Consider the following 22,547-nt stretch of genomic DNA (forward strand, 5'->3'; position numbering starts at 1 on the left):
CACAGACAAATTGGATGTTCTGTGCGCCTTTCTTTTTTAATATCCGATACTTATGCTCTATATATCTAAAATAACCGGTCGCCACGCATAATCAACAACAGCGCGCCCAGAGGCAATCGTGCCGGCCATTCGGAACTTATATGTTAAATAGTTTATTAATCGTCCTGTTACTCTGCGCGATCAGCGCATTCTTTTCGTTATCTGAAATATCACTGGCCGCCTCGCGGCGTATCAAACTCAAAGTCATGATTGACGAAGGCAATACCAATGCCGCCCATGTGCTCCGTTTACAGGAAGCACCGGGAATGTTCTTCACCGTGGTGCAAATCGGCCTGAACGCCGTGGCGATCCTCGCCGGTATTGTCGGTGAATCGGCCTTTTCACCGGCGCTGCGCACCCTGTTCGGCAATTTTATGGCCGATGCCGCCGCACAGCAGCTCGGCTCGGTATTGTCATTTATTATCGTAACCTCCATGTTTATCCTGCTGGCGGATCTGACCCCGAAACGTCTCGGGATGATCAAACCGGAAGCGGTCGCCATCCGGATTGTCCAGCCGATGCGTTTTTGCCTGACAGTACTGCGCCCGCTGGCCTGGCTGTTTAACGGATTATCCAACCTGTTCTTTAAATTATTCAAAATCCCGCTGGCGCGAAATGAAGATATCACTTCTGATGATATTTACGCGGTGGTGGAAGCAGGTGCGGTCGCCGGTGTGCTGCGCAAGCAGGAGCACGAACTGATCGAAAACGTGTTTGAGCTGGAATCCCGTACTGTGCCGTCTGCTATGACCTCCCGTGAGAGCGTGGTCTATTTCGACAAGCAGGAAAACGAAGAGAGCATCAAAGAGAAGATCTCCACACAGCCGCACTCAAAATTCCTGGTGTGCGACGGCGGTCTGGATCATGTGCTCGGTTATGTCGATTCCAAAGATCTGCTCAACCGCGTGCTGAACGGCCAGAGCCTGAATCTGCATGAAGGTGTGCAAATCCGCCCGGCACTGATGATCCCGGATACCCTGAGCCTGTCAGACACCCTGGAGAGCTTTAAAAATGCCGGGGAAGACTTCGCAATCATTCTGAATGAATACGCCATGGTGATGGGTGTTATCACTATCAATGACGTGATGATTACCCTGATGGGAGATCTGGTCGGTCAGGGGCAGGAAGAACAGATTGTTGCCCGTGATGAAAATTCCTGGCTGATTGAAGGCGGTACACCGATTGAGGATGTGCAGCGGGTGCTGGATATTGATGAGTTCCCGGATGACAGCAACTACGAAACCATCGCCGGCTTCCTGATGTATAAGCTGCGCCGTATCCCGAAACGGACCGATTCCGTGAAATTCTCGGGCTTTAAGTTTGAAGTGGTGGATATCGACAACTACAAGATTGACCAGCTGCTGGTTACACGGATCCCGGATGCACCGGTTGTCCCGCGTCCGTCAGCGGCGGAAAGCGGCAAAAAGGGTCAGTCTGACGTGGCACACAACGAACAGCACCAGAAACCGTAAAACTAACCCTTCTTCATCAGACAGGTATTGTGATTACGCCAGCTGCGCCTGCAGCAACGATACCTGCTGATTAATTTCACTCATTGCACTCAGGTGGCGTTTGTCTCTGATTTTCGGCGGTAAAATCTTGCCGTAATCAAATTCAAACGCGCCCATCCCCTGTATATACAGGCGGCCACGGAATAAAGTTTTCACGTAGCGGGCGATCTGAGCCGGGTTGTAACGGGCGAAAATTTTCATCGTACTTATGTCCTCCCCTTTACCTTTTCTTTCATGCCTAAGGTATGACTCAATTCTACCACCCGGGTTCATTAATCAAATGATTTAATCACTATTTTTACATAAAATGACACTTCACTACGATTTACTTCACAAATAAGAGTGAAAATCGATCACCGTCACACTATAATAATGAAATAATAACCTCATAATTACTATAAGTTTTATAAATAATGTGAGGCTGAAATATCGGGATCAATGTCAGCAGATACAGAATTTAACAGGCGGGGAAAAATCAGTGTAATTTGCATAACCATGCAAATTACACTGTTATCCGGGAATAAAATGGCAGTCAGAAACTGCTGACGCGGAACCCCGGGTTTATCAGCGATTCACGCGGTGTATAGTCGAGCGTTTTTCCGCTCCAGTCCGTAATATGCGCTCCGGCCGCGAGTGCAACGGCGTGTCCGGCCGCCGTATCCCAGATGTGGGTTGGGTTAAAGCGGGGATAGAGCTGCGCCTTACCTTCCGCCACCAGGCAGAATTTGAGGGATGAGCCGATAGCGCGGGTTTCATGCGGCCCCAGTTGCTCCAGATAATCCGCCAGTTCCGCATCCTGATGTGAACGGCTGATCACCACCATCGGCAGATCTGTATTCACCACTTTGACAGCCATCCGCTGCCCGCCCCGCTCACGCCAGGCGTGTTTGCCTTCTGCCAGATAGAGCACGTCCGGTACCGGGGCATACACCACGCCCATCACCGGTACGCCGTCTGAAATCAGGGCAATATTGACCGTAAATTCACCGTTGCGGCTGATAAATTCTTTGGTGCCGTCGAGCGGATCCACCAGCCAGTATTGTGTCCAGTGCTGCCGCTCAGACCACGGCTGCGGATCTTCCTCTGACAGCACCGGGATGTCCGGTGTCAGAGACTTCAGTTCCTGCACGATAATGTGATGCGCAGCTAAATCCGCAGCGGTTAAGGGGGAGTTATCCGCTTTGGCGGAGATGGTCAGTGTGTCGGGATGATGGTAGATATCCATGATTGCATCGCCCGCCCGCCGGGCCAGCAGACAAATTTGATTGAGCATCCTTCACCTCTTTCACAGAACGGTTAGTGAGTCGCGTAATCCTGTTCACGTCTCCGGAGACCTGAGTATAGAAATAAAAATGGCCGGTGAAAACCGGCCATTTCGCATATTCTGTTATTGCTGACAAAGAGAGATTACAGGATCTCCAGCAGCTCCACTTCGAATACCAGTGTGCTGTACGGCGGGATTGCCGCACCGGCACCGCGCTCGCCGTAAGCCAGGTTGCTCGGGATATACAGTTCCCATTTGGAGCCGACCGGCATCAGGGTCAGTGCTTCAATCCAGCCTGCGATCACGCCGTTTACCGGGAATTCTGCCGGCTGGCCGCGCTGTACAGAGCTTTCAAACACAGTACCGTCGATCAGACGGCCGGTGTAGTGAACACGGACACGGTCAGTGCGGGCCGGGATAGCGCCGTCACCCTGATTAATGACAGAGAACTGCAGGCCGCTTTCAGTGGTGGAAACGCCTTCTTTCTTCGCGTTTTCTTCCAGGAAACGCATGCCGTCTTTAACCAGCTCAGCCTGTTTTTCATTGCGGACAGCATCAGCACGCTCATGCATTTCACGCAGGGCACGATGCAGAACATCCACCGCCACAGCCGGCTGGTTATTTTCCAGTGCGTCGGTGATACCGGCCAGGATGGCTTCCGGTACTAATCCGCTCAGTCCGGATTCCTGTAATTGCTGGCCGATTTGTAAGCCGATTCCGTAGCTTGCCTGTGCTTCCATCGTGTCAAAAGTCGGTTGTGTCATGAGAGATACCTGAGTAATAAGTAAGACGGACAAGCATAACAGCAGGATGTACCCCGGTAAACCCGATAATCAGTGAAAGCTGATGCAACACGGTGATTCCCGGAAAACAGCACAATCAATTTATAAAACAGGACTAATTCCGAATAATTTCAGTAAGTCTGCTGCTACACTGGAATAATACCGGATGATAATTATTCATGCTGAACAGCGGGAGATTATGATGAGACTACTGCCAAAGCGCCATCTTTACGCTATCGCCGCCATTGCGCTGATTATCATGCTGATCCTGTTTTTCTGGCCTGCCGCGCAGAAACCGCCGGTGACCGTTCCGCCTCAGAATATCACACTGACGCCACCGGCAGATCCGTTAGGTGACCTGATAGCTGAACAGACCGGCACACTACCGGAGGCACCATCCGATATCCCGGATTTGCCGCTGCCGGATAATCTGCCGCCTGGTGTACTGAATACCGAACCGGCTCCGCAACCGGCGACCACACCACCGCCGGTTAGTGCAGAGTCTGCTCCTGCTGCGGTGCCTGCACAGGCAGATGCACTGCGTTTCACCCTCAAAAAGGGCCAGACCATCGCCCAGGTCTTTCGCAGCAACGGGTTACCGGTGGATGACTTATTTCGCATGACAGCCGTTGAGGGGCCGCAGAAGCCGCTTAATCAGGTGGAGGCAGGGGATAAAATCAGTGTGACCAAAGGAAAGGGAAATACGGTCTCTGTGCTGAGGATTGATAAGGCTAACGGGCAGTCCGCCACCTTTAAGCGACAGAAAGACGGCAGTTACCGCCGCTCTTAACACCGGTTTTTACTGCAAAAAAAAACGCTGGCCTGAGCCAGCGTCTTTCAAAGATGTTTACCGTGTAATCAGAGATTACTCAGCAACAATCTTCACATTCAGTTCTGCAAACACGTCGCTGTGAACCTGGAAGTGAACTTCGTGATCACCCAGAGTACGCAGAACGCCGTTTGGCAGACGAACTTCGCTTTTCGCCACTTCAACGCCTGCTGCAGTTACAGCATCAGCGATGTCGCGGGTACCGACAGAACCGAACAGTTTACCTTCGTCACCCGCTTTGGAAGACAGAGTCACAACGCCCAGGGCATTGATTTTTTCTGCACGAGCGTGTGCTGCTGCCAGAACGTCAGCTAATTTAGCTTCCAGTTCTGCGCGGCGTGCTTCGAAGAATTCGATGTTTTTCTTGGTTGCAGGAACTGCTTTACCTTGCGGTACTAAGTAGTTACGTGCATAACCAGATTTAACATTTACCTGGTCGCCCAGGCTGCCCAGGTTTGCTACTTTATCAAGCAGAATAACTTGCATTACCTTATCCTCTTAAAGTCATTAATGGACTGTGCCGATTACTGATGACGATCAGTGTAAGGCAGTAAAGACAGGTAGCGTGCACGCTTGATAGCACGAGCGAGCTGACGCTGATATTTCGCACTGGTACCGGTGATACGGCTTGGTACGATTTTACCACTTTCAGTGATGTAGTTTTTCAGCGTAGCGATGTCTTTATAATCAATCTCTTGAACGCCTTCTGCGGTGAAACGGCAGAATTTACGACGACGGAAATAACGTGCCATATGGCTAGTCTCCAGAATCTATCAATTCAATATGTTCGGCATGAAGAACCAGTTTTGATAATCCATTTCGCCCCTGATGGGTGCTTATGAATCCCTGAACGGTTATCTGACTGCCGACCGTTATACTGCGAGTAATGGTTTGGATCGTCTGTCCGCTGGCAACCACGGGCATTCTGCACCATGCCTGCCGTGTGAGTCCGGCTTCCTGCTGTTGTGAGCGGTGCTCAAGCACAAACTGACAATGCGGAATTCCGGCCGGGCTGACTTTCCGGATGGGTTCCCTGCACACTGTGCCGGATAACACCAGACGGTTAGCGGACACCGTTATTACTCTTCAGTTTCCTCAGCTTCATCATTTTCTTCAATGTCGTCAGACATGTCGCGCGGGCGACGTTCGTCTTTCGCTTTAACCATTGGAGAAGGTTCAGTCACCGCGTGCTTAACGCGCATAACCATGCTGCGGATAACGGCATCATTGAAGCGGAAAATAGTTTCCAGCTCGTCAATCACTTCCTGCGGAGCTTCAACGTTCAGCAGAACGTAGTGCGCTTTGTGCAGTTTGTTGATTGGGTAAGCCAGTTGGCGACGACCCCAGTCTTCGAGACGGTGGATCTGACCTTCTGCGTTAGTAATAGCAGTTTTATAACGCTCGATCATTGCCGGTACTTGTTCGCTCTGGTCCGGATGAACCATGAAGACGATTTCGTAATGACGCATTAGTAGTGCTCCTTACGGATTATTAGCCTCCTGTCCGGGCAACCGCAACCCTGAGAGGCAAGGAACTTGTTTAAGTGCGGCTGAAAAATTTGACGCATAACTATACTCATACCCGCCCCAAAAGACAAGGTAATAAGTGTGTGATGCGGGATTATTTTGCGCGCTGACGCACGGCCTCAAACAGGCAGACACCTGTTGCCACCGAGACGTTCAGGGAAGAGACTGACCCGGCCATCGGAATGCTGATCAGTTCATCGCACAGGTCGCGGGTCAGACGGCGCATGCCTTCCCCTTCCGCGCCCATCACCAGCGCCACCGGGCCGGTCATTTTGCTCTGATACAGATCATGGGTGGCTTCACCGGCAGTGCCGACAACCCAGATATTTTCGTCTTTCAGCTGACGCAGTGTGCGGGCCAGGTTAGTGACACGGATAAGCGGTACGCTTTCCGCCGCACCACAGGCGACTTTTTTAGCCGTGGCATTCAGCTGCGCGGAACGGTCTTTCGGGATGATCACCGCGTGTACACCGGCGGCATCGGCGGTACGCAGGCAGGCCCCCAGGTTGTGCGGATCAGTCACACCGTCAAGTACCAGCAGGAACGGAGTCTCATGCTCAGCCAGCAGATCAGGCAGATCCTGCTCCTGATACTGACGGCCGCCTCTGACTTTGGCGATAATCCCCTGATGGACGGCACCTTCGGTCTGGCTGTCCATCCACTGACGGCTGGCCATCTGCACGCGGACACCTGCCGCTTCCAGAGCATGCACAACCGGGGTCAGGCGGCGGTCTTCACGCCCTTTTAAGATAAAGACTTCAAGAAAACGGCTGGGATCACGCGCCAGCAGAGCATCCACGGCGTGGATACCATAAATAATTTCACTCATAACGTTCCGTTTGTTGCGGGACAATAAGCGTAATGAGGCGTTACCGCCTCATTACGGGAAGATACAAATCAAAGGCGGTTACTTTTCGGCTTTTTTCTTCGCGCGTTTCGCCTTTATATTTGCCTCGATTTTTTTGGTCCGGGCTGATTTTTTACCTTTCGGGGCTTTCGGGCCGTCGTCTTTTTTCTTCTTACGGAACGCACTGTCCGGCTCGAAGTTTTTGTCACGGCGGGGCTCCCCCTTCTTACCGTCCCGGCGTTTATCCCCTTTCTCCCCGGCTTTGGCCCGGGTTCTTGCGGTTTTGCCTTCATTACGGGCACGGCGGGTGGTGGAAATCAGCGCGAAATCAATGGTGCGCTCATCCATATGCACCGCTTCCACCCGGATTTCAACTTCATCACCCAGGCGGTACACATTGGAGGAGGATTCACCAATCAGACGCTGGCCGACATTATCGTAGCGGTAGTAATCGTTATCAAGTGTTGATACGTGTACCAGACCATCGATAAACAGGTCGTTCAGACGGACAAAGAAACCGAAGCCGGTCACGCTGGTGATAAGCCCGGTAAAGACATTCCCCACCTGATCCTGCATAAAGTCGCACTTCAGCCAGTCTGCCACGTCACGGGTGGCTTCATCGGCACGGCGCTCCGTCATGGAAGTATGTTCACCGAGCTGAAGCATGCTCTGCATATCGTAATGCCACGCACCGGTCTGCGATTTCGCTTCGCCGCGCTCTTTTGCCAGCAGGTACTTAATCGCACGGTGCAGACTCAGATCCGGATAACGGCGGATTGGTGAAGTAAAGTGGGCATACGCCGGTAACGCCAGGCCGAAGTGACCACGGTTGTCCGGATCATAAATTGCCTGTTTCATCGAGCGCAGCAGCATGGTCTGTAACAGCTCGTGGTCAGGACGCTCCGCCACTTCCAGCATGACACGGGCGTAATCTTTCGGTTCCGGTGTCAGGCCGCCCGGCAGGGTCAGACCCAGCTCATTAAAGACGGTGCGCAGATTGATGACGCTGTCCTCTTTCGGACGATCATGCACACGGTACAGAGCCGGTTCGTTGTTTTTCTCAACAAAGCGTGCCGCCGCAACGTTCGCCATGATCATGCACTCTTCGATCAGTTTGTGTGCATCGTTGCGCAGTACCGGTTCGATGCGCTCAATGCGTTTTTCCGCATTGAAAATAAATTTCGCTTCTTCGGATTCAAAGGCAATCGCACCGCGCTCGTCACGGGCTTCCGCCAGTGCTTTATAGAGTTTGTGCAGCTCTTCCAGGTGTTTTACCAGCGGTGCATAGTGTTCGCGCAGCTCTTCATCCCCTTCGAGGATTTTCCACACCTTGGTATAGGTCAGACGGGCGTGGGAGCTCATTACCGCTTCATAGAAACGGTAACCGGAAAGCTTACCTTTCGCCGAAATGGTCATTTCACACACCATACACAGGCGATCAACCTGCGGGTTCAGTGAACAGACACCATTCGACAGCACTTCCGGCAGCATCGGTACGACCTGTGACGGGAAGTAAACCGAGGTTCCCCGGCTGCGGGCTTCATCATCCAGTGCCGTCTGCGGACGCACATAATAACTGACGTCAGCAATCGCCACCCACAGACGCCAGCCGCCGCCGCGTTTGGCTTCGCAGTGTACCGCATCATCAAAGTCACGGGCATCTTCGCCGTCGATAGTGACCAGCGGCAGATCGCGCAAATCAACACGGCCTTTTTTGGCGGATTCCGGTACTTCCTCGCGGATATCCGCGACCTGACGTTCCACCTGAGCAGGCCAGGTGAACGGAATTTCATGTTTGCGCAGGGCAATATCCACCGCAATACTGGTGCCCATTTTCTCGCCCAGCACTTCGGTGATAACACCGAGCGCCTGCACCCGTTTGCCCGGACGGCGGGTCAGTTCCGCCACCACGATATTCCCCATCCGTGCGCCGTTAATTGACTCTTTCGGGATCAGAATATCGAAGCACAGACGGCTGTCATCCGGCACGACAAATCCCATGCCTTCTTCGGTAAAGTAACGGCCGACAATCTGGCCGGTTTTCGGCTCGGTCACACGCACAACGCGCGCTTCGCGGCGGCCTTTGCGATCAGCCCCCATGACCTGGGCCAGGATCACATCCCCGTGGATGCATAGTTTCATCTGATCCTGCGGGATGTAGAGATCGTCTTTTTGTCCTTCGACACGCAGGAACCCGAAGCCATCACGGTGGCCGATCACGGTTCCTTTAATTAAATCAAGACGTTCCGGCAGTGCGTAACACTGACGGCGGGTAAAGACCAGCTGCCCGTCACGCTCCATGGCGCGCAGACGGCGGCGCAGGGCTTCCTGAGCCTCTTCACCGGTGATCCCCAGTTCCTGTGCGATATCTTCGCGGCTCACCGGTTTGGTGTGACGGCGGACAGTTTCAAGAATAAATTCACGGCTCGCGATCGGGGAATCATATTTTTCCGCTTCGCGCTCACGATAAGGGTCGTTTGATTGTTTTTCCACTGACATTGTATCCTCCGTGGTTTCTGAACGGCGTTATTCGTCCGTCAGTAACAATTTATAAAGATGCTGATTGTCCTGCACCATATCAGCGAGCGTGTGTTTATCCAGTTCTTGTAAGAACTCCCGGATGGCTTTATTCAGTACCGATTTCAGTCTGCATGCCGGAGTAATGTGACAGAATTCACCGCTGCAGTTCACCAGTGTTAACGGCTCGAGCGCGCGGACAACCTCACCGATACCTATAGTATTAGCAGGTTTTCCCAGGCGGATCCCGCCATTTTTGCCGCGAATCGCCTCGACATAACCCAAATGGCTCAATTGGTTAATTATCTTGACCATATGGTTACGCGATACGCCGTAAACGTCCGTCACTTCCGTAATACTGGTCATTTTACCATCAGGAAGTGACGCCATATAAATCAGCGCCCGCAAGCCATAATCTGTAAAACTGGTTAACTGCACATTCTACCCCGGAAATTCTGTCATCCCGCGCGGGGGGATCACATGATAAGTAATGGATAATCATTATGTGTGTCTTTTGCTTATTAAGCAAAATTTGTCGTTAAAAACGCCGGATTTCCTGTCATGACATAGTCAGAACCCCCGGCGTCAGAAAACAAAAGGCCGGACAAACATGCCCGGCCCTGACTGGTATCACCTGAACGATCTTATGCGTCGAACGGGTCGCGCAGGATCATCGTTTCAGAACGATCCGGACCGGTTGAAATAATATCAACAGGAACGCCTGTCAGTTCTTCAATGCGGCGGATGTAATCCAGTGCTGCCTGAGGCAGTTCTTCGCGACTCTTCGCCCCGAAGGTGGTTTCAGTCCAGCCCGGCATCACTTCATAGATAGGCTCGATGCCTTCCCAGTTATCCGCAGCCAGTGGTGTGGTTTCGATGATTTCACCATTCGGTAAACGGTAACCGACACACACTTTCACTTCTTTCAGACCATCCAGCACATCCAGCTTGGTCATGCAGAACCCTGACAGGGAGTTGATCTGCACAGCGCGGCGGATAGCAATGATGTCCAGCCAGCCGCAACGACGGCTGCGTCCGGTGGTCGCACCGAACTCCTGGCCTTTGGTACGCAGGTATTCACCAGTTTCATCAAACAGTTCGGTCGGGAACGGACCGGCACCCACGCGGGTGGAGTAAGCTTTGATGATACCCAGAACATAATCCACATAACGCGGACCTAAACCGGAACCGGTGGCAACACCGCCGGCAGTGGTGTTTGAGGAAGTCACATACGGATAGGTACCGTGGTCGATATCCAGCAGTGTACCCTGCGCGCCTTCAAACATCACCAGCTCACCGTTAACGGTGGCTTTGTACAGCAGATCAGAGACATCCACAACCATACCGGTCAGGATATCCGCAACTGCCATGATTTCGTCCAGGGTTTTCTGATAGTCAACCGCAGGCTCTTTGTAGTAGTTCACTAACTGGAAGTTGTGATACTCAAGGATTTCTTTCAGTTTCTGAGCGAAGGTCTCTTTATCGAAGAGATCACCCACGCGCAGACCGCGACGGGCAACTTTATCTTCGTATGCAGGCCCGATACCGCGCCCTGTTGTGCCGATAGCTTTCGCGCCGCGTGCTTTCTCACGGGCATTATCCAGCGCAACATGATAAGGGAGGATCAGCGGACATGCTTCAGAAATCAGCAGACGTTCGCGCACCGGAACACCACGCTCTTCCAGTGCAGTCATTTCTTTCAGCAGTGCATCGGGTGCGAGTACAACACCGTTAGCAATGATGCTGACGACGTTTTCGCGGAGAATACCTGACGGAATTAAATGCAGGACGGTTTTCTCACCGTTGATAACCAGAGTGTGACCCGCGTTGTGGCCACCTTGATAACGAACAACATACTTAGCCCGTTCAGTCAGCAAGTCGACGATTTTGCCCTTGCCCTCGTCACCCCATTGGGTGCCCAATACGACAACGTTCTTACCCATTTCGTTTTTACCTGGTTGCTTAAAAAAGGATTCTAGCATCTCATGACCGCCCTTTCAGCACTTTTTATCCACTTTATGAAAGTCACCTGATCAATATCCATAATAAAGCCCGCCTAAGCGGGCTTTCTTCATCAGAGTGCGACCATCAGCATGCTGACGATTTTTCAGTACCGGTTATGCGGTTACCGGACTTACTGGCCTGAAGCCGGACGCAATGATGTCGGTGCCTTCATGTAACGGAAGAAATCCGTATCCGGGCTTAACACCATAATGTCGTTGCCATCGGGTTTGAAGCTTTGCTCATAAGCACGCAGGCTTCGGATAAACGCATAGAAATCCGGATCCTGACTGAATGCATCCGCAAACAGTTTAGCGGCTTCCGCATCACCCGCACCACGCAGGGAGAGTGACTGGCGCTCCGCTTCGGCCAGGATTTCAGTACGGGTTTTATCTGCCACCGCACGAATCTTCATGGCTTCTTCCAGACCCTGTGAGCGGTGACGACGCGCCACTGCTTCACGTTCTGCACGCATACGCTGGAAGATAGCTTCGGAGACTTCCGCCGGCAGGTTGATCTGCTTGATACGGACGTCCACCACTTCGATACCTAACGCCGCCATACTGTTCGGATTCACCTGCGGCTGTGCGCCTTTGGTTTCTTCCTGAACACGCGCTGCCGCATCGGCAATAGCGTTATCAGCATCAGTTGCCTGCGGATCGTTACCGGAGCTCCCTTCGTTCAGTGCATTTTTGACTTCCGTCGTTAATGTACCGCGGGAATCCGTCACAATCTCTTTCACGCTCAGACGACCGAACTCAGAACGCAGACGGTCACTGAATTTACGCTTCAGCAGGTTTTCAGCCTGATTAATATTACCGCTGTTTGTTGCGAGATAATACAGGCTGAAATCACTAATCCGCCATTTAAGGTAGGAATCGACGATCAGGTCTTTGTTTTCGTTTGTCAGGAAACGGTCAGCCTGGATATCCAGTGTCTGGATACGGGCAGGCAGCATTTTCACTGTTTCAATAAACGGCACTTTCAGATGCAGACCCGGCTCATACACAATCGGTTTGTTATCCGCATCACGCAGAACTTTGCCAAAGCGCAGCACAATACCGCGCTCGGTCTGCTGAACGGTAAAGACAGACGCATACAGAACGCCTAAAACCAGAATAACAATAACGGCTAAATACTTACGCATGATTATTGTCTCCCTGTGCGTTCAGTGTTGCCACGGATACCCGAACTGCTGAGATCATACGTGTTGTTGTATTCAGCGGGTACATTCGGATTCTGGCTGCTGTTTTGTGCCTGACGGCCTGCCGGTGCCTGTGTTGCCGGGGCGGATGATGGTGTGGCAGCGGCTTTCGCCGGTGCAGCCTGAGAGGCGGCTCTCTGCTCACGCATAATCTGATCCAGCGGCAGCACCATCATGCTGTTGCTTTTATCATTGGCAATCACTTTACGGGTATTGCTCAGCACACGTTCCATTGTCTCAATGTACAGACGTTCACGGGTGATATCCGGTGCCGCACGGTATTCCGGCAGCATTTTCGAGAAGCTTGCCACTTCACCGCGCGCTTTCAGCACGATACTGGCTTTATACGCCTGGGCGCTTTCGATCATACTTTGCGCATTACCTTTTGCCAGCGGCAGAACTTCGTTCGAGTAAGCTTCCGCTTCACGGATGGACTGCTGTTCGTTTTCACGCGCGGCAATCACGTCATCGAATGAAGCCTGAACTTCAGCCGGCGGACGCGCTTCCTGGAAGTTGACATCGACAATCGCTATCCCCATTTTATAAGGCTTGATTGTCTCTTCGAGGACTTTCTGGGTTTCGTTACGGACCACGGTACGGTTCGCCGTCAGGATTTTCTCCATGGTGAACTTACCGATAACCCCGCGCACCGCGCTGTCCATCGCCTGACGCAGACTGTTGTTCGGGTTGGTGACGCTGAAGAGGTAATCTTCCGGGTTCACTACCTGGAACTGCACGTTCATGTTAACGCGGACCACGTTCTCGTCAGCGGTCAGCATCATGCCGTTGGTGGCCAGATCCTGGACCGTCGCCACATCGACCGCAGTAACGCGATCAATAAAGGTCGGTCTCCAGTTCAGACCCGGCTGAACCACATGACTGAATTTACCGAAACGCGTAACCACGCCGCGCTCCGTTTCTTTAATCGTATAGAAGCCGGTTGCGGCCCAGACAACAACAACGGCGGCAATAGCGAGACTGATAATACGTCCGCCCGCGAACTGTACCGGAGGACGATTGTTCCCGCCGGACTGCCCGTTATTGTTTCCGCCTTTACCGCCACCCAGACCACCGAGTTTTCTGCTCATTTTCCGGAACAGATCGTCGAGATCAGATGCCCCACGGTTCCGGCCGCCTTTGTTACCGTCGGAGTTGCCGCCTTTATTGCTGCTCCCCCACGGGTCGCGGTCCTGTCCGTTATTACCGGGCTGATTCCACGCCATGCCTTCGCTCCACTCTTTTATGATCGGTTTTTCAGGGCTAAGAGCACAAAAACGCGCTCTCAATTAATATATTACGCCGCTGATAATCAGATAACGTAATCGGCTAACTGTTGTTCCTGCTTGCAGAGGCGGCGCCAGTCAACAATGGGCAGCCTGATTTCAAGGCAAATCCGGCCGTCATCATCAAGCCACTCGTGTTCAATCGCCTGAAGCTGATAAAAACGGCTGCGCAGACGACCCTCCGACGGAGGCAGACACAATTCCAGGTGTGCGATCTCACCGGAAAGGCGTTCCGTCAGTGCCCGGAACAACAACGGGATCCCTGCTCCGGTCTGTGCTGAAAGCCAGACCCTGACCGGCAGGTTATCCTCATTTCTGTCGATACGCGGTTCGAAATCGTCCAGCATATCGATTTTATTCATCACTATCAGAACCGGAATTTCATGTGCATCAATCTCTTCCAGAACTGCATTAACCGCATGAATATTTTCATCCACACGGTTATCCGCCGCATCGACCACATGAAGCAGCAGTGTCGCTTCGCGGGTTTCCTGCAGCGTGGCTTTAAATGCCGCCACCAGATCATGCGGCAGATGACGGATAAACCCGACCGTATCCGCCAGCACCACCGTACCGACATCATCGACATCAATCCGCCGCAGGGTCGGATCGAGTGTCGCAAATAACTGATCCGCAGCATAGACTTTCGCATCAGTTATGTGATTAAACAGACTGGATTTCCCGGCGTTGGTGTAACCGACCAGAGACACCGTCGGAATATCCGCTTTACTGCGCGCCTGACGGCCTTGTCCGCGCTGGCGTTCCACTTTTTCGAGACGCCCTGAAATCTGTTTGATTTTATCCCGCAGCATCCGGCGGTCGGACTCAAGCTGAGTCTCACCCGGCCCCCGCAGACCAATCCCGCCTTTCTGACGTTCAAGGTGCGTCCAGCCGCGGACCAGACGCGTGGAAAGATGGCGTAACTGCGCCAGTTCCACCTGTAATTTACCTTCATGTGTCCGTGCCCGCTGGGCGAAGATATCGAGGATAACCCCGGTTCTGTCAACCACCCTGCACTGGCACAAACGCTCGAGGTTGCGTTCCTGCGCCGGACTTAAGGCATGGTTAAAGAGCACCACATCGGCTTCACTTTCGGTGACAGCATCGGCAATCTCTTCCGCTTTACCTTCACCCGCAAAATATTTCGGGTGCGGGGCACTGCGGCTGCCGGTGACTATCTGAACTGGTGTCACACCCGCGGATGTCACAAGGGATTCAAATTCACTGAGATCATCAGTGTTCTTATCCTGTGAGAAAAATATATGGACCAGTACGGCCCGTTCACCGCCTTCATACCTGTCAAACAACGGCAGAACCTCTCAGGCTGAGTGAAAAACACGCAGGAAAAAACACAGGTAAAGTCTCCCTACCTATGTTTTTCCGCGATTGATAACTGCACACTGACTTATTCAGCGCCATCAGTATCCTGTTGCGCACCACCGTTACCGGCTGACTGGTGGTAATTGCTGCCGCCGGTCCCCGGGTTTGCGCCACCGCTGTGGTGAGAAACCGGACGGGAAGGTACGACGGTAGAGATCGCGTGTTTGTAAACCATTTGGCTGACCGTGTTTTTCAGCAGAATAACAAACTGGTCGAATGATTCGATCTGACCCTGTAATTTAATACCGTTGACCAGATAAATAGAAACCGGAACCCTTTCGCGACGTAATGCGTTCAGGAACGGATCTTGCAAAGATTGCCCCTTAGCCATTCTGTATTTTCCTTATTTTGTTGTTTTTTAAATGAAACCCAAGCTGGGTTCGAAAAATAACTACTCAAAAACTTTCGTAACCCGTTAATTGTACACAATCAACGGCGCTATGCACGAAGAACCTGCATAACGGCTTTAAGAGATTGTTCAGGCTGTTCACTGTCAAGCCACTGAACACCTTTCCAACCCCGCAACCACGTCATCTGCCGCTTGGCAAGCTGACGGGTGGCGCAAATGCCCCGATACACCATGTCATCATAACTGATTTCTCCGGCCAGATATGACCACATCTGGCGGTAGCCGACACAACGGATCGACGGCAAATCCGGATGAAGATCCCCGCGCTGATACAGCGCACGGACTTCGTCCTCAAAACCGGCTTTCAGCATCATCTGAAAACGCATTTCAATTCGCTGATGCAATATTTTACGATCTGCCGGTGCAATGGCAAACTGATAAGCATTAAAGGGCAAATTCTCCCCTGCAGTTTCCGTCAGTTCTGTCATTGTTTTGCCGGAGATATAGTATACCTCCAGTGCCCGGCTGAGCCGCTGCGGATCATTCGGGTGGATCCGCGCCCCGGCGACCGGGTCAATCCGGCTCAGTTCATCATGAAGAACCTGCCAGCCTTCCTGTGCCGCCCGCGTCTCAATCTGTGCCCGGATTTCCGGGTCAGCGGACGGCAGCGGCGATAATCCTTCCAGCAATGCTTTGAAATACATCATGGTTCCGCCGACCAGCAGCGGAATTTTTCCCTGCGCGGTTATCTCATGCATTGCCGCCAGCGCATCACGGCGGAAATCGGCGGCGGAATAGGACACTGACGGGTCGAGAATATCAATCAGCCGGTGCGGGGCAAGTGCCAGTTCGGCAGCATCGGGTTTTGCGGTCCCGATATCCATCCCCTTATAAATCAGTGCGGAATCCACACTGATGATTTCCACCGGCAGGTGCTGACGAAGTTCAATCGCCAGCGCGGTTTTTCCTGAAGCCGTCGGCCCCATCAGAAACAGGGCTGCGGGTTTATGATGATTCTGTTCACTCATGACGTAATGCTGCAACGACCTCAGTTAAATCAATTAATTGCAATAAATCTGCCGGCGGTCTGCGCACCAGTTGCGGGCACAGCCGCTCCACATCGGCCAGCAGCTGCACTGCCTGGGCTTTGCTCTGAGCCGCCGGTTCACTGACCAGCATCTCTGCCAGCCGCGACGCAATGACTTTCTCATCCCCCTCCGGGTTATCAGCCAGGAAACGCAGTAATTCAGGGATAAGATGCGGTAAATTTTGCTGACGAAGCGGTAACGATACCGTACGAATCGTCGCTTTTCCACGGGAAACTGAGCCTTCTATACCGAAAGTACGCAATACCCCGGCAAACTGCGTAAATGTCTCACACTCCTGTGCGTTTAATGCCATCTGAAGCGGGATCATCAGCGGCTGGGATTTCAGTCCCTGCTCTCCCGGGATCAGTTGCTGACAACGCAGATAATGTGATGCTTTGCTGAGGGAAAACAGCGCAATACCTGCATCTGTCTCAATTAACGCATAACACGGCGGATAAAGCGTAAGGATTTTACCAAAACTTACACGCTCACTTTTTTCCGTCACCGGCTCACTTGCGGCGCTGATCCGGTTTTCTGACAGAAAAGTGCTTTTTTCCGGAAACAGCTGCGGCCGGGTTTCTGCCGGTGTCTGCATCAGTGACTGATATATTCCGGCTTCTTTCGGGCTGTAAACGGGTTTATCCGCAGAATATGCCGGTTTTCCGCTGCTGTGGCCGCTGTGAGACGCGCCGCCCCCGGTGGTTTCCCGGTGCGGCGGCGGTGTGAGTGCTTCCTCACGCTCAAAGATATTTTTACCGGCTGCCGCACGGTTTTCCGGCACATGCTGTGTCTGCGGTGCAGACGGATCCGGTTCAAACAGAGAGACCGGCTGCTCATGCTGTTTCAGCACACTGAGCACCGCCTGATAAATAAAGTCATGCACCAGCCGCGCCTGATGAAAACGCACTTCGTGCTTGGCCGGATGAACATTCACATCCACCTGACGCGGGTCAATAGTCAGGTAAAGGACATAGGCAGGCTGCTGATCGCCGCTCAGCCGGTCTTCATAAGCCTGGCGGATAGCGTGGTTGATCAGGCGGTCGCGCATCATCCGCCCATTAACATAGCAATACTGTAAATCCGCCGGGCCGTTGTATTCTGCCGGTGAAGCCACCCAGCCGCGGATCTCCAGCTCTTCGTGAGACCAGGTTACCGCCAGCGCCTGCTGCATAAACGCAGTACCGCAGATAGCCCCGAGCCGGCGCTCCTGCTGATCTTCCGCTTTAACCGGGCGGTACTGGCGCATCAGTTTGCCGTTGTGAGTGAGATTAATGGCCACATCAAAACGGGACAGCGCGATACGCCGCACCACTTCATCAATGTGGCCGAACTCGGTTTTTTCAGTGCGCAGGAATTTACGCCGTGCGGGTGTATTGAAAAAGAGATCCAGCACTTCCACCGTACTGCCCGCCGGATGTGCCGCCGGTTTCAGCGTCACCGCCATTTCGCGCCCTTCGGCATATGCCTGCCAGGCTTCGTTCTGGTCACGGGTGCGGGAGGTAAAGGTCAGGCGTGATACGGAGCTGATACTGGCGAGCGCCTCACCCCGGAACCCCATGCTCATGATGGCTTCGAGATCATCGAGTGTGGCGATTTTACTGGTGGCGTGACGGGCCAGCGCCAGCGCCAGCTCGTCTTTGGCAATACCGCAGCCGTTGTCACGGATGCGGATAAGCTTTTCGCCGCCGCGCTCAATATCAATATCGATACGGGTGGCACCGGCGTCCAGGCTGTTTTCCACCAGTTCTTTCACCACCGATGCCGGGCGCTCAACCACTTCGCCTGCGGCTATCTGGTTTGCCAGCTGCGGCGGTAAAATCCGGATCGCCATAATTGCCCCCGTTCTCCTGTTATTTGGACGGCGCTGCCTGTAACGGGTTCGCGGTAAAGTATGCGCGTAACCCGCCGTGGATCGCGGCAGCGACCTGCTCCTGGTAAATGTCAGATCATAACAGCTGTTCTTCAGTGCTGTTACTGATAAAGCCGGTTTCCACCAGAATGGACGGAATATCCGGTGAACGCAGCACCCCGAGGCTCGCATGCTCCGGCGTGCCTTTGTGGACTTTACCTATCTGGCGCAGCTGACGGATCACGTCCTGCGCCACGGCATAACCGACACGCTGGGAGTTACCGAACTGCAAATCCAGTACCGCCTGGCTGAGATACGGATCCGCACCGTTTGCCAGTGCATCACCGGCACCGCCGAGCAGTTCGGATTGTTTCTCGCTCTGTTCCAGCCAGTTACCTAATTCGTTGTTTGCCCGCCGGTTGGAAAGCACCCAGACTGACGAACCGGTCGCGGTACGGTTTGGTGCGGAATCTGCGTGGATGGACACCAGCATGTTGGAGCCGAATTTACGCGCCACTTCGGAGCGTCCGGCCACCGAGATAAAATAATCGCCGTCACGGGTCAGTACCGGTTTAAACATCGGGTCATCTTTCAGACGCTTTTCCAGCTTGCGGGCGATACTGATAGTGACGTTTTTCTCTTTCAGGCCGTTCTGGCCGATAGCGCCCGGGTCTTTCCCGCCGTGTCCGGCATCAATCGCCACCACGACCTGACGGCTGTTTTTCGGCAGTTTACCTGTCGGTACCACCGGGATTTTTGCCTGTGCCGGTACGGCAGCCGGAGTGGTTGCTGCCGGAGCCGCTGCCGCCGGAGCAGCACTGCCGCTGTTCATGCGCAGCGGTTTGCCGCTTGTGGTGGTGACCGGTTGTGCGGCAGCCACCGGGGCTGCGCTATAACTGTTTTTACCGGTCAGCGTGATGGTCAGGCCGCTGTTATCCGCAGCATCGCGGAAACTGTTTTTATCCGCCAGTTCCAGCACGATACGCTGATGCTGAGCATCCGGCGCACGGCTCTCTCTGACCACTTTAATCAGCCCGTTATTCAGATTAATCGGCAGACCGGTAATTTTCTGCGGCTGACGGATGTCGATCACCAGACGCTCCGGGTCATGCAGCGGAAACAGTTTATATTGCGGTTTGCCGTCAAAACTGAGCTGTAATGTGCCCTGAGAACCGTTGTTGTTCACATTGATGCCCGTCAGGGACGCGGCGTGCCCGGCTGCACTGAACAGCAGGCTCACGCAGAAAAACAGCGCCGTCAGCCATGAAACGGCAGCCACATCAGATTTCCGTGTCAGATATGCATTCATTATCGGTAATTCCTCACATCTCCGCTAACTTATCCAGGAGTTCTTCACCATAAGGGGAACGGGCGGCAAAACGGGCTTCCCGTCCTTCACCATCATACCGTAAGTGCAATTCCAAATCTGCATCCGGCAGGAAACCGGCCCCTTTTTGCGGCCATTCGACCAGACAGACGGTGTTTTCCCCGAAATAATCGCGGATCCCCATAAATTCCAGTTCTTCCGGATCTGCCAGGCGGTACAGGTCAAAGTGATAGACCGGGCGTGGTGAGAGCTCATAGGGCTCGACCAGGGTGTAAGTCGGGCTTTTCACATGGCCGGGATGCCCCAGTGCCTGAAGAAAGCCGCGGCTGAAGGTGGTTTTTCCGGCCCCCAGATCGCCGAAAAGATGCAGGACAAATCCGCGCTGACTCTGCTGTGCCAGTGCACGGCCGAGCGCGACAGTGGCAGCTTCATCTGCCAGCGTAAACAGACGTTCTTTCATTCTCGTTGTCGTCACAGGTTATTTTATTGAAATAATTGAGCGTGTAATCCGTTAAACATACCACATTCCGGTGACATACCTGCATAACGGCGTGCGAAAAAACGACAATAATGCGCAGTTTTTGTGCCGGACGGTCTGTGATAAACTCCGCACCATTCACCATCACACCTGCAATGTAAGTAAACACTCACTAATGAGCACTCACCCTGATTTACACCAGCTTGCCACCCGGATAAAACAATGGGGACGCGAACTCGGCTTTCAGCAGGTCGGTATCTGCGATACGGATCTCAGCGCGGAAGAGCCGAAGTTACAGGCGTGGCTGGATGCAGGCTATCAGGGAGAGATGGACTGGATGGCGCGCCACGGCATGATGCGCGCGCGCCCGCATGAACTGCTGCCGGGCACGCTGCGGGTGATCAGTGTGCGGATGAACTATCTTCCCGCCAAAGCGTCCTTTGCTGCCGTACTGCAAAACCCGGAGCAGGGTTATATCAGCCGTTATGCGCTGGGGCGTGATTATCACAAGCTTCTGCGCCAGCGCCTGAAGCAGCTGGGAGAACGGATTCAGGCTGAGTGTGATGAGCTGGCTCTGGAAAACACCCTCAGCTACCGCCCGTTTGTTGACTCAGCACCGGTACTGGAACGCCCGCTGGCAGCCAAAGCGGGTCTTGGCTGGGTTGGTAAGCACTCACTTATTTTAAACCGTGAAGCCGGTTCCTGGTTTTTCCTCGGGGAGCTGCTGATCAACCTGCCGCTGCCGGTTGATATCCCGGTTGAAGAACAATGCGGCCGCTGTGTCGCCTGCATGACCACCTGCCCGACTCAGGCGATTGTCGCGCCTTATACTGTCGATGCGCGCCGCTGTATCTCCTACCTCACCATTGAGCTGGAGGGCGCTATCCCCGAAGAATTCCGCCCGCTGATGGGAAACCGCATTTACGGCTGTGATGACTGCCAGCTTATCTGCCCGTGGAACCGTTTTTCACAACTGACAGACGAGGCGGATTTCTCGCCGCGCAAGCGTCTGCACACCCCGGAACTGCTGGATTTATTCGCCTGGGATGAAGCCACCTTCCTGCGGGTGACAGAAGGTTCGGCTATCCGGCGCATCGGGTATCTGCGCTGGCTGAGAAATATCAGTGTCGCTCTCGGCAACGCGCCGTATGAAGATAAAATTATTATTGCACTGACAGAAAAAACCGGACTGGCTGACTGGCTTGATGAGCATATCCTCTGGGCGGTTGCCCGTCAGTATGCCAAGAGAGATGAATCACGTATCGAAATACAGACTTCACAGCAAAAACGTCTTATCTGCGCCATTTCCAAAGGTTTGCCGCGCGACGCCTGATCCCGCCTCATAATCCCGTTAAGTTATCCACAATATTCAGTGTTGTGAATAATATAAAAAGACCTTGCCTATCAATGTGAAGAAAAAATACAAGAGAGCCGTCACACAATTCACATAAATTAAACTAACATATAAATATCAATATATTAAATATACTGTCGTTCAGTATTTTGCGGAATTCTGTGATTCAGCCGACAAAACCGGCCTGTGGATAACTCTGTGCAGAAAAGTGTGTCAGAACCCCCGGGATGTGAATAACATACCCCGCAGCGCTGTGGATAAAAAATGACATCCGGACAAAAAAATTGCCCCTGTTTGACTTAATCACCCCATGAAAGGTGATGAAAAGCAGAAACTGACATAAAGATAGTGCAGAAAGTGCCGGTGGTAATCTTTCACTGTCTGAATAATCACCGCTGGTGATCGTTCATCTGCCCTTCGTCAGAGAGGGCGCAAATTCTATTTCACCACGCCGGGATTAGCAAGACTTTTCCCCGTATTTACGAAAAAAAAGCATCTAACAGATTAAATTATCAGCAAAAGTTCAGTGTGGACGGTTTTGTGCTGCGGATAACTGTGACTGATGATTATTTGCACCGCACAGCAGTTTTCCCGGCAGAACCGGTAACAGAAATCACGCAAAGGATTTTATTCAGAAAATAATGTTCGGGGGGACTGAAGAGAAGAAAAAGATTGGAGCGGGAAACGAGACTCGAACTCGCGACCCCGACCTTGGCAAGGTCGTGCTCTACCAACTGAGCTATTCCCGCGTCACAACCGGTATATTACCTGACAATCTGCAAAATTGGAGCGGGAAACGAGACTCGAACTCGCGACCCCGACCTTGGCAAGGTCGTGCTCTACCAACTGAGCTATTCCCGCATCACAACGGTATATACCTGACTATCTGAAAATTGGAGCGGGAAACGAGACTCGAACT

At 52.9% G+C, this 22,547-nt stretch carries 21 protein-coding genes, 2 tRNA genes and 1 pseudogene; 3 read left to right on the forward strand and 21 right to left on the reverse strand.

Annotated elements, in window-relative coordinates:
- Positions 1–140: 140 nt before the first annotated feature.
- Positions 141–1,511 carry a polyamine export protein PaeA gene (locus tag HMPREF3119_RS17875; protein ID WP_004241373.1) on the forward strand — a complete coding sequence of 457 codons (1,371 nt, stop codon included), beginning with the start codon at positions 141–143 and terminating at the stop codon, positions 1,509–1,511.
- A gap of 33 nt (positions 1,512–1,544) precedes the next feature.
- On the opposite strand, the gene HMPREF3119_RS17880 is transcribed toward HMPREF3119_RS17875, so the two are convergent.
- The 3 genes from HMPREF3119_RS17880 to HMPREF3119_RS17890 form a co-directional block, all read right to left on the reverse strand.
- Positions 1,545–1,751, reverse strand: coding sequence for a DUF1107 domain-containing protein (locus HMPREF3119_RS17880; RefSeq protein ID WP_004234508.1), 207 nt, complete (start codon positions 1,749–1,751; stop codon positions 1,545–1,547).
- 331 nt (positions 1,752–2,082) lie between these two features.
- The gene (cysQ, locus tag HMPREF3119_RS17885; RefSeq protein WP_004234507.1) at positions 2,083–2,823 is read right to left on the reverse strand and encodes a 3'(2'),5'-bisphosphate nucleotidase CysQ; all 741 of its coding nucleotides are present in this window, start codon (positions 2,821–2,823) and stop codon (positions 2,083–2,085) included.
- A 134-nt stretch (positions 2,824–2,957) separates the two neighbouring features.
- On the reverse strand, positions 2,958–3,578 hold the full coding sequence (locus HMPREF3119_RS17890) for a BamJ family beta-barrel-assembly machinery protein (protein WP_070580463.1): 621 nt from the start codon (positions 3,576–3,578) through the stop codon (positions 2,958–2,960).
- 217 nt (positions 3,579–3,795) lie between these two features.
- Between HMPREF3119_RS17890 and HMPREF3119_RS17895 the strand changes: the two genes are divergently transcribed.
- Positions 3,796–4,386, forward strand: coding sequence for a LysM-like peptidoglycan-binding domain-containing protein (locus HMPREF3119_RS17895; RefSeq protein WP_225310132.1), 591 nt, complete (start codon positions 3,796–3,798; stop codon positions 4,384–4,386).
- Between the two features lie 75 nt (positions 4,387–4,461).
- Here the strand turns inward: HMPREF3119_RS17895 and rplI are convergent, their stop codons facing one another.
- The 16 genes and pseudogenes from rplI to tsaE form a co-directional block, all read right to left on the reverse strand.
- Positions 4,462–4,911: a 50S ribosomal protein L9 gene (gene rplI, locus HMPREF3119_RS17900; RefSeq protein WP_004234503.1), complete on the reverse strand. Its 450-nt coding sequence runs from the start codon at positions 4,909–4,911 to the stop codon at positions 4,462–4,464.
- 38 nt (positions 4,912–4,949) lie between these two features.
- Complete coding sequence (gene rpsR, locus HMPREF3119_RS17905; RefSeq protein ID WP_004234502.1) at positions 4,950–5,177, reverse strand: 30S ribosomal protein S18; 228 nt, start codon at positions 5,175–5,177, stop codon at positions 4,950–4,952.
- Positions 5,178–5,181: 4 nt separating this feature from the next.
- Entirely contained in the window at positions 5,182–5,499 is a 318-nt protein-coding gene (gene priB / locus HMPREF3119_RS18980; protein ID WP_045139169.1) for a primosomal replication protein N, read from the reverse strand.
- Positions 5,500–5,504: 5 nt separating this feature from the next.
- Positions 5,505–5,894, reverse strand: coding sequence for a 30S ribosomal protein S6 (rpsF, locus tag HMPREF3119_RS17910; protein WP_004241366.1), 390 nt, complete (start codon positions 5,892–5,894; stop codon positions 5,505–5,507).
- A gap of 151 nt (positions 5,895–6,045) precedes the next feature.
- The gene (gene rlmB / locus HMPREF3119_RS17915) at positions 6,046–6,780 is read right to left on the reverse strand and encodes a 23S rRNA (guanosine(2251)-2'-O)-methyltransferase RlmB (RefSeq protein ID WP_004234494.1); all 735 of its coding nucleotides are present in this window, start codon (positions 6,778–6,780) and stop codon (positions 6,046–6,048) included.
- Positions 6,781–6,858: 78 nt separating this feature from the next.
- Positions 6,859–9,297, reverse strand: a complete 2,439-nt coding sequence (rnr, locus tag HMPREF3119_RS17920; protein WP_070580465.1) for a ribonuclease R — start codon at positions 9,295–9,297, stop codon at positions 6,859–6,861.
- Between the two features lie 27 nt (positions 9,298–9,324).
- Positions 9,325–9,753 (reverse strand): nitric oxide-sensing transcriptional repressor NsrR, encoded by a 429-nt coding sequence (gene nsrR, locus HMPREF3119_RS17925; protein ID WP_004241364.1) that lies wholly within the window; start codon positions 9,751–9,753, stop codon positions 9,325–9,327.
- Positions 9,754–9,959: 206 nt separating this feature from the next.
- Positions 9,960–11,258 (reverse strand): adenylosuccinate synthase, encoded by a 1,299-nt coding sequence (locus HMPREF3119_RS17930; RefSeq protein WP_004241362.1) that lies wholly within the window; start codon positions 11,256–11,258, stop codon positions 9,960–9,962.
- 191 nt (positions 11,259–11,449) lie between these two features.
- Positions 11,450–12,463, reverse strand: a complete 1,014-nt coding sequence (gene hflC / locus HMPREF3119_RS17935) for a protease modulator HflC (RefSeq protein ID WP_004234484.1) — start codon at positions 12,461–12,463, stop codon at positions 11,450–11,452.
- Between the two features lie 2 nt (positions 12,464–12,465).
- Entirely contained in the window at positions 12,466–13,743 is a 1,278-nt protein-coding gene (gene hflK, locus HMPREF3119_RS17940) for an FtsH protease activity modulator HflK (RefSeq protein ID WP_004234483.1), read from the reverse strand.
- Positions 13,744–13,829: 86 nt separating this feature from the next.
- Entirely contained in the window at positions 13,830–15,110 is a 1,281-nt protein-coding gene (hflX, locus tag HMPREF3119_RS17945; RefSeq protein ID WP_070580467.1) for a ribosome rescue GTPase HflX, read from the reverse strand.
- 98 nt (positions 15,111–15,208) lie between these two features.
- Entirely contained in the window at positions 15,209–15,514 is a 306-nt protein-coding gene (gene hfq / locus HMPREF3119_RS17950) for an RNA chaperone Hfq (protein ID WP_004241361.1), read from the reverse strand.
- A gap of 107 nt (positions 15,515–15,621) precedes the next feature.
- Positions 15,622–16,560: a tRNA (adenosine(37)-N6)-dimethylallyltransferase MiaA gene (gene miaA, locus HMPREF3119_RS17955; protein WP_070580469.1), complete on the reverse strand. Its 939-nt coding sequence runs from the start codon at positions 16,558–16,560 to the stop codon at positions 15,622–15,624.
- Positions 16,553–18,451 (reverse strand): DNA mismatch repair endonuclease MutL, encoded by a 1,899-nt coding sequence (mutL, locus tag HMPREF3119_RS17960; RefSeq protein WP_070580471.1) that lies wholly within the window; start codon positions 18,449–18,451, stop codon positions 16,553–16,555. Before mutL ends, miaA begins: the two co-directional genes overlap by 8 nt.
- Before the next feature lie 19 nt (positions 18,452–18,470).
- A pseudogene (locus HMPREF3119_RS17965) lies at positions 18,471–19,778 on the reverse strand (N-acetylmuramoyl-L-alanine amidase).
- 13 nt (positions 19,779–19,791) lie between these two features.
- Positions 19,792–20,256 carry a tRNA (adenosine(37)-N6)-threonylcarbamoyltransferase complex ATPase subunit type 1 TsaE gene (gene tsaE / locus HMPREF3119_RS17970; RefSeq protein WP_024474246.1) on the reverse strand — a complete coding sequence of 155 codons (465 nt, stop codon included), beginning with the start codon at positions 20,254–20,256 and terminating at the stop codon, positions 19,792–19,794.
- Between the two features lie 193 nt (positions 20,257–20,449).
- Between tsaE and queG the strand changes: the two genes are divergently transcribed.
- Entirely contained in the window at positions 20,450–21,607 is a 1,158-nt protein-coding gene (gene queG / locus HMPREF3119_RS17975) for a tRNA epoxyqueuosine(34) reductase QueG (RefSeq protein ID WP_070580473.1), read from the forward strand.
- A gap of 694 nt (positions 21,608–22,301) precedes the next feature.
- On the opposite strand, the gene HMPREF3119_RS17980 is transcribed toward queG, so the two are convergent.
- Together HMPREF3119_RS17980 and HMPREF3119_RS17985 are read right to left on the reverse strand one after the other, a co-directional pair.
- A tRNA-Gly gene (locus tag HMPREF3119_RS17980) sits at positions 22,302–22,377 on the reverse strand.
- Between the two features lie 36 nt (positions 22,378–22,413).
- A tRNA-Gly gene (locus HMPREF3119_RS17985) sits at positions 22,414–22,489 on the reverse strand.
- Positions 22,490–22,547 lie beyond the last annotated feature (58 nt).

Source organism: Morganella sp. HMSC11D09 (assembly GCF_001807955.1).
Taxonomy (GTDB): Bacteria; Pseudomonadota; Gammaproteobacteria; order Enterobacterales; family Enterobacteriaceae; genus Morganella; species Morganella morganii.

Bases quoted from the DNA above. Each gene is read 5' to 3' on its own strand.
- HMPREF3119_RS17875 (WP_004241373.1), top strand. From the start codon at position 141: ATGTTAAATAGTTTATTAATCGTCCTGTTACTCTGCGCGATCAGCGCA.
- HMPREF3119_RS17880 (WP_004234508.1), bottom strand. From the start codon at position 1,751: ATGAAAATTTTCGCCCGTTACAACCCGGCTCAGATCGCCCGCTACGTG.
- cysQ (WP_004234507.1), bottom strand. From the start codon at position 2,823: ATGCTCAATCAAATTTGTCTGCTGGCCCGGCGGGCGGGCGATGCAATC.
- HMPREF3119_RS17890 (WP_070580463.1), bottom strand. From the start codon at position 3,578: ATGACACAACCGACTTTTGACACGATGGAAGCACAGGCAAGCTACGGA.
- HMPREF3119_RS17895 (WP_225310132.1), top strand. From the start codon at position 3,796: ATGATGAGACTACTGCCAAAGCGCCATCTTTACGCTATCGCCGCCATT.
- rplI (WP_004234503.1), bottom strand. From the start codon at position 4,911: ATGCAAGTTATTCTGCTTGATAAAGTAGCAAACCTGGGCAGCCTGGGC.
- rpsR (WP_004234502.1), bottom strand. From the start codon at position 5,177: ATGGCACGTTATTTCCGTCGTCGTAAATTCTGCCGTTTCACCGCAGAA.
- rpsF (WP_004241366.1), bottom strand. From the start codon at position 5,894: ATGCGTCATTACGAAATCGTCTTCATGGTTCATCCGGACCAGAGCGAA.
- rlmB (WP_004234494.1), bottom strand. From the start codon at position 6,780: ATGAGTGAAATTATTTATGGTATCCACGCCGTGGATGCTCTGCTGGCG.
- rnr (WP_070580465.1), bottom strand. From the start codon at position 9,297: ATGTCAGTGGAAAAACAATCAAACGACCCTTATCGTGAGCGCGAAGCG.
- HMPREF3119_RS17930 (WP_004241362.1), bottom strand. From the start codon at position 11,258: ATGGGTAAGAACGTTGTCGTATTGGGCACCCAATGGGGTGACGAGGGC.
- hflC (WP_004234484.1), bottom strand. From the start codon at position 12,463: ATGCGTAAGTATTTAGCCGTTATTGTTATTCTGGTTTTAGGCGTTCTG.
- hflK (WP_004234483.1), bottom strand. From the start codon at position 13,743: ATGGCGTGGAATCAGCCCGGTAATAACGGACAGGACCGCGACCCGTGG.
- hfq (WP_004241361.1), bottom strand. From the start codon at position 15,514: ATGGCTAAGGGGCAATCTTTGCAAGATCCGTTCCTGAACGCATTACGT.
- miaA (WP_070580469.1), bottom strand. From the start codon at position 16,560: ATGAGTGAACAGAATCATCATAAACCCGCAGCCCTGTTTCTGATGGGG.
- mutL (WP_070580471.1), bottom strand. From the start codon at position 18,451: ATGGCGATCCGGATTTTACCGCCGCAGCTGGCAAACCAGATAGCCGCA.
- tsaE (WP_024474246.1), bottom strand. From the start codon at position 20,256: ATGAAAGAACGTCTGTTTACGCTGGCAGATGAAGCTGCCACTGTCGCG.
- queG (WP_070580473.1), top strand. From the start codon at position 20,450: ATGAGCACTCACCCTGATTTACACCAGCTTGCCACCCGGATAAAACAA.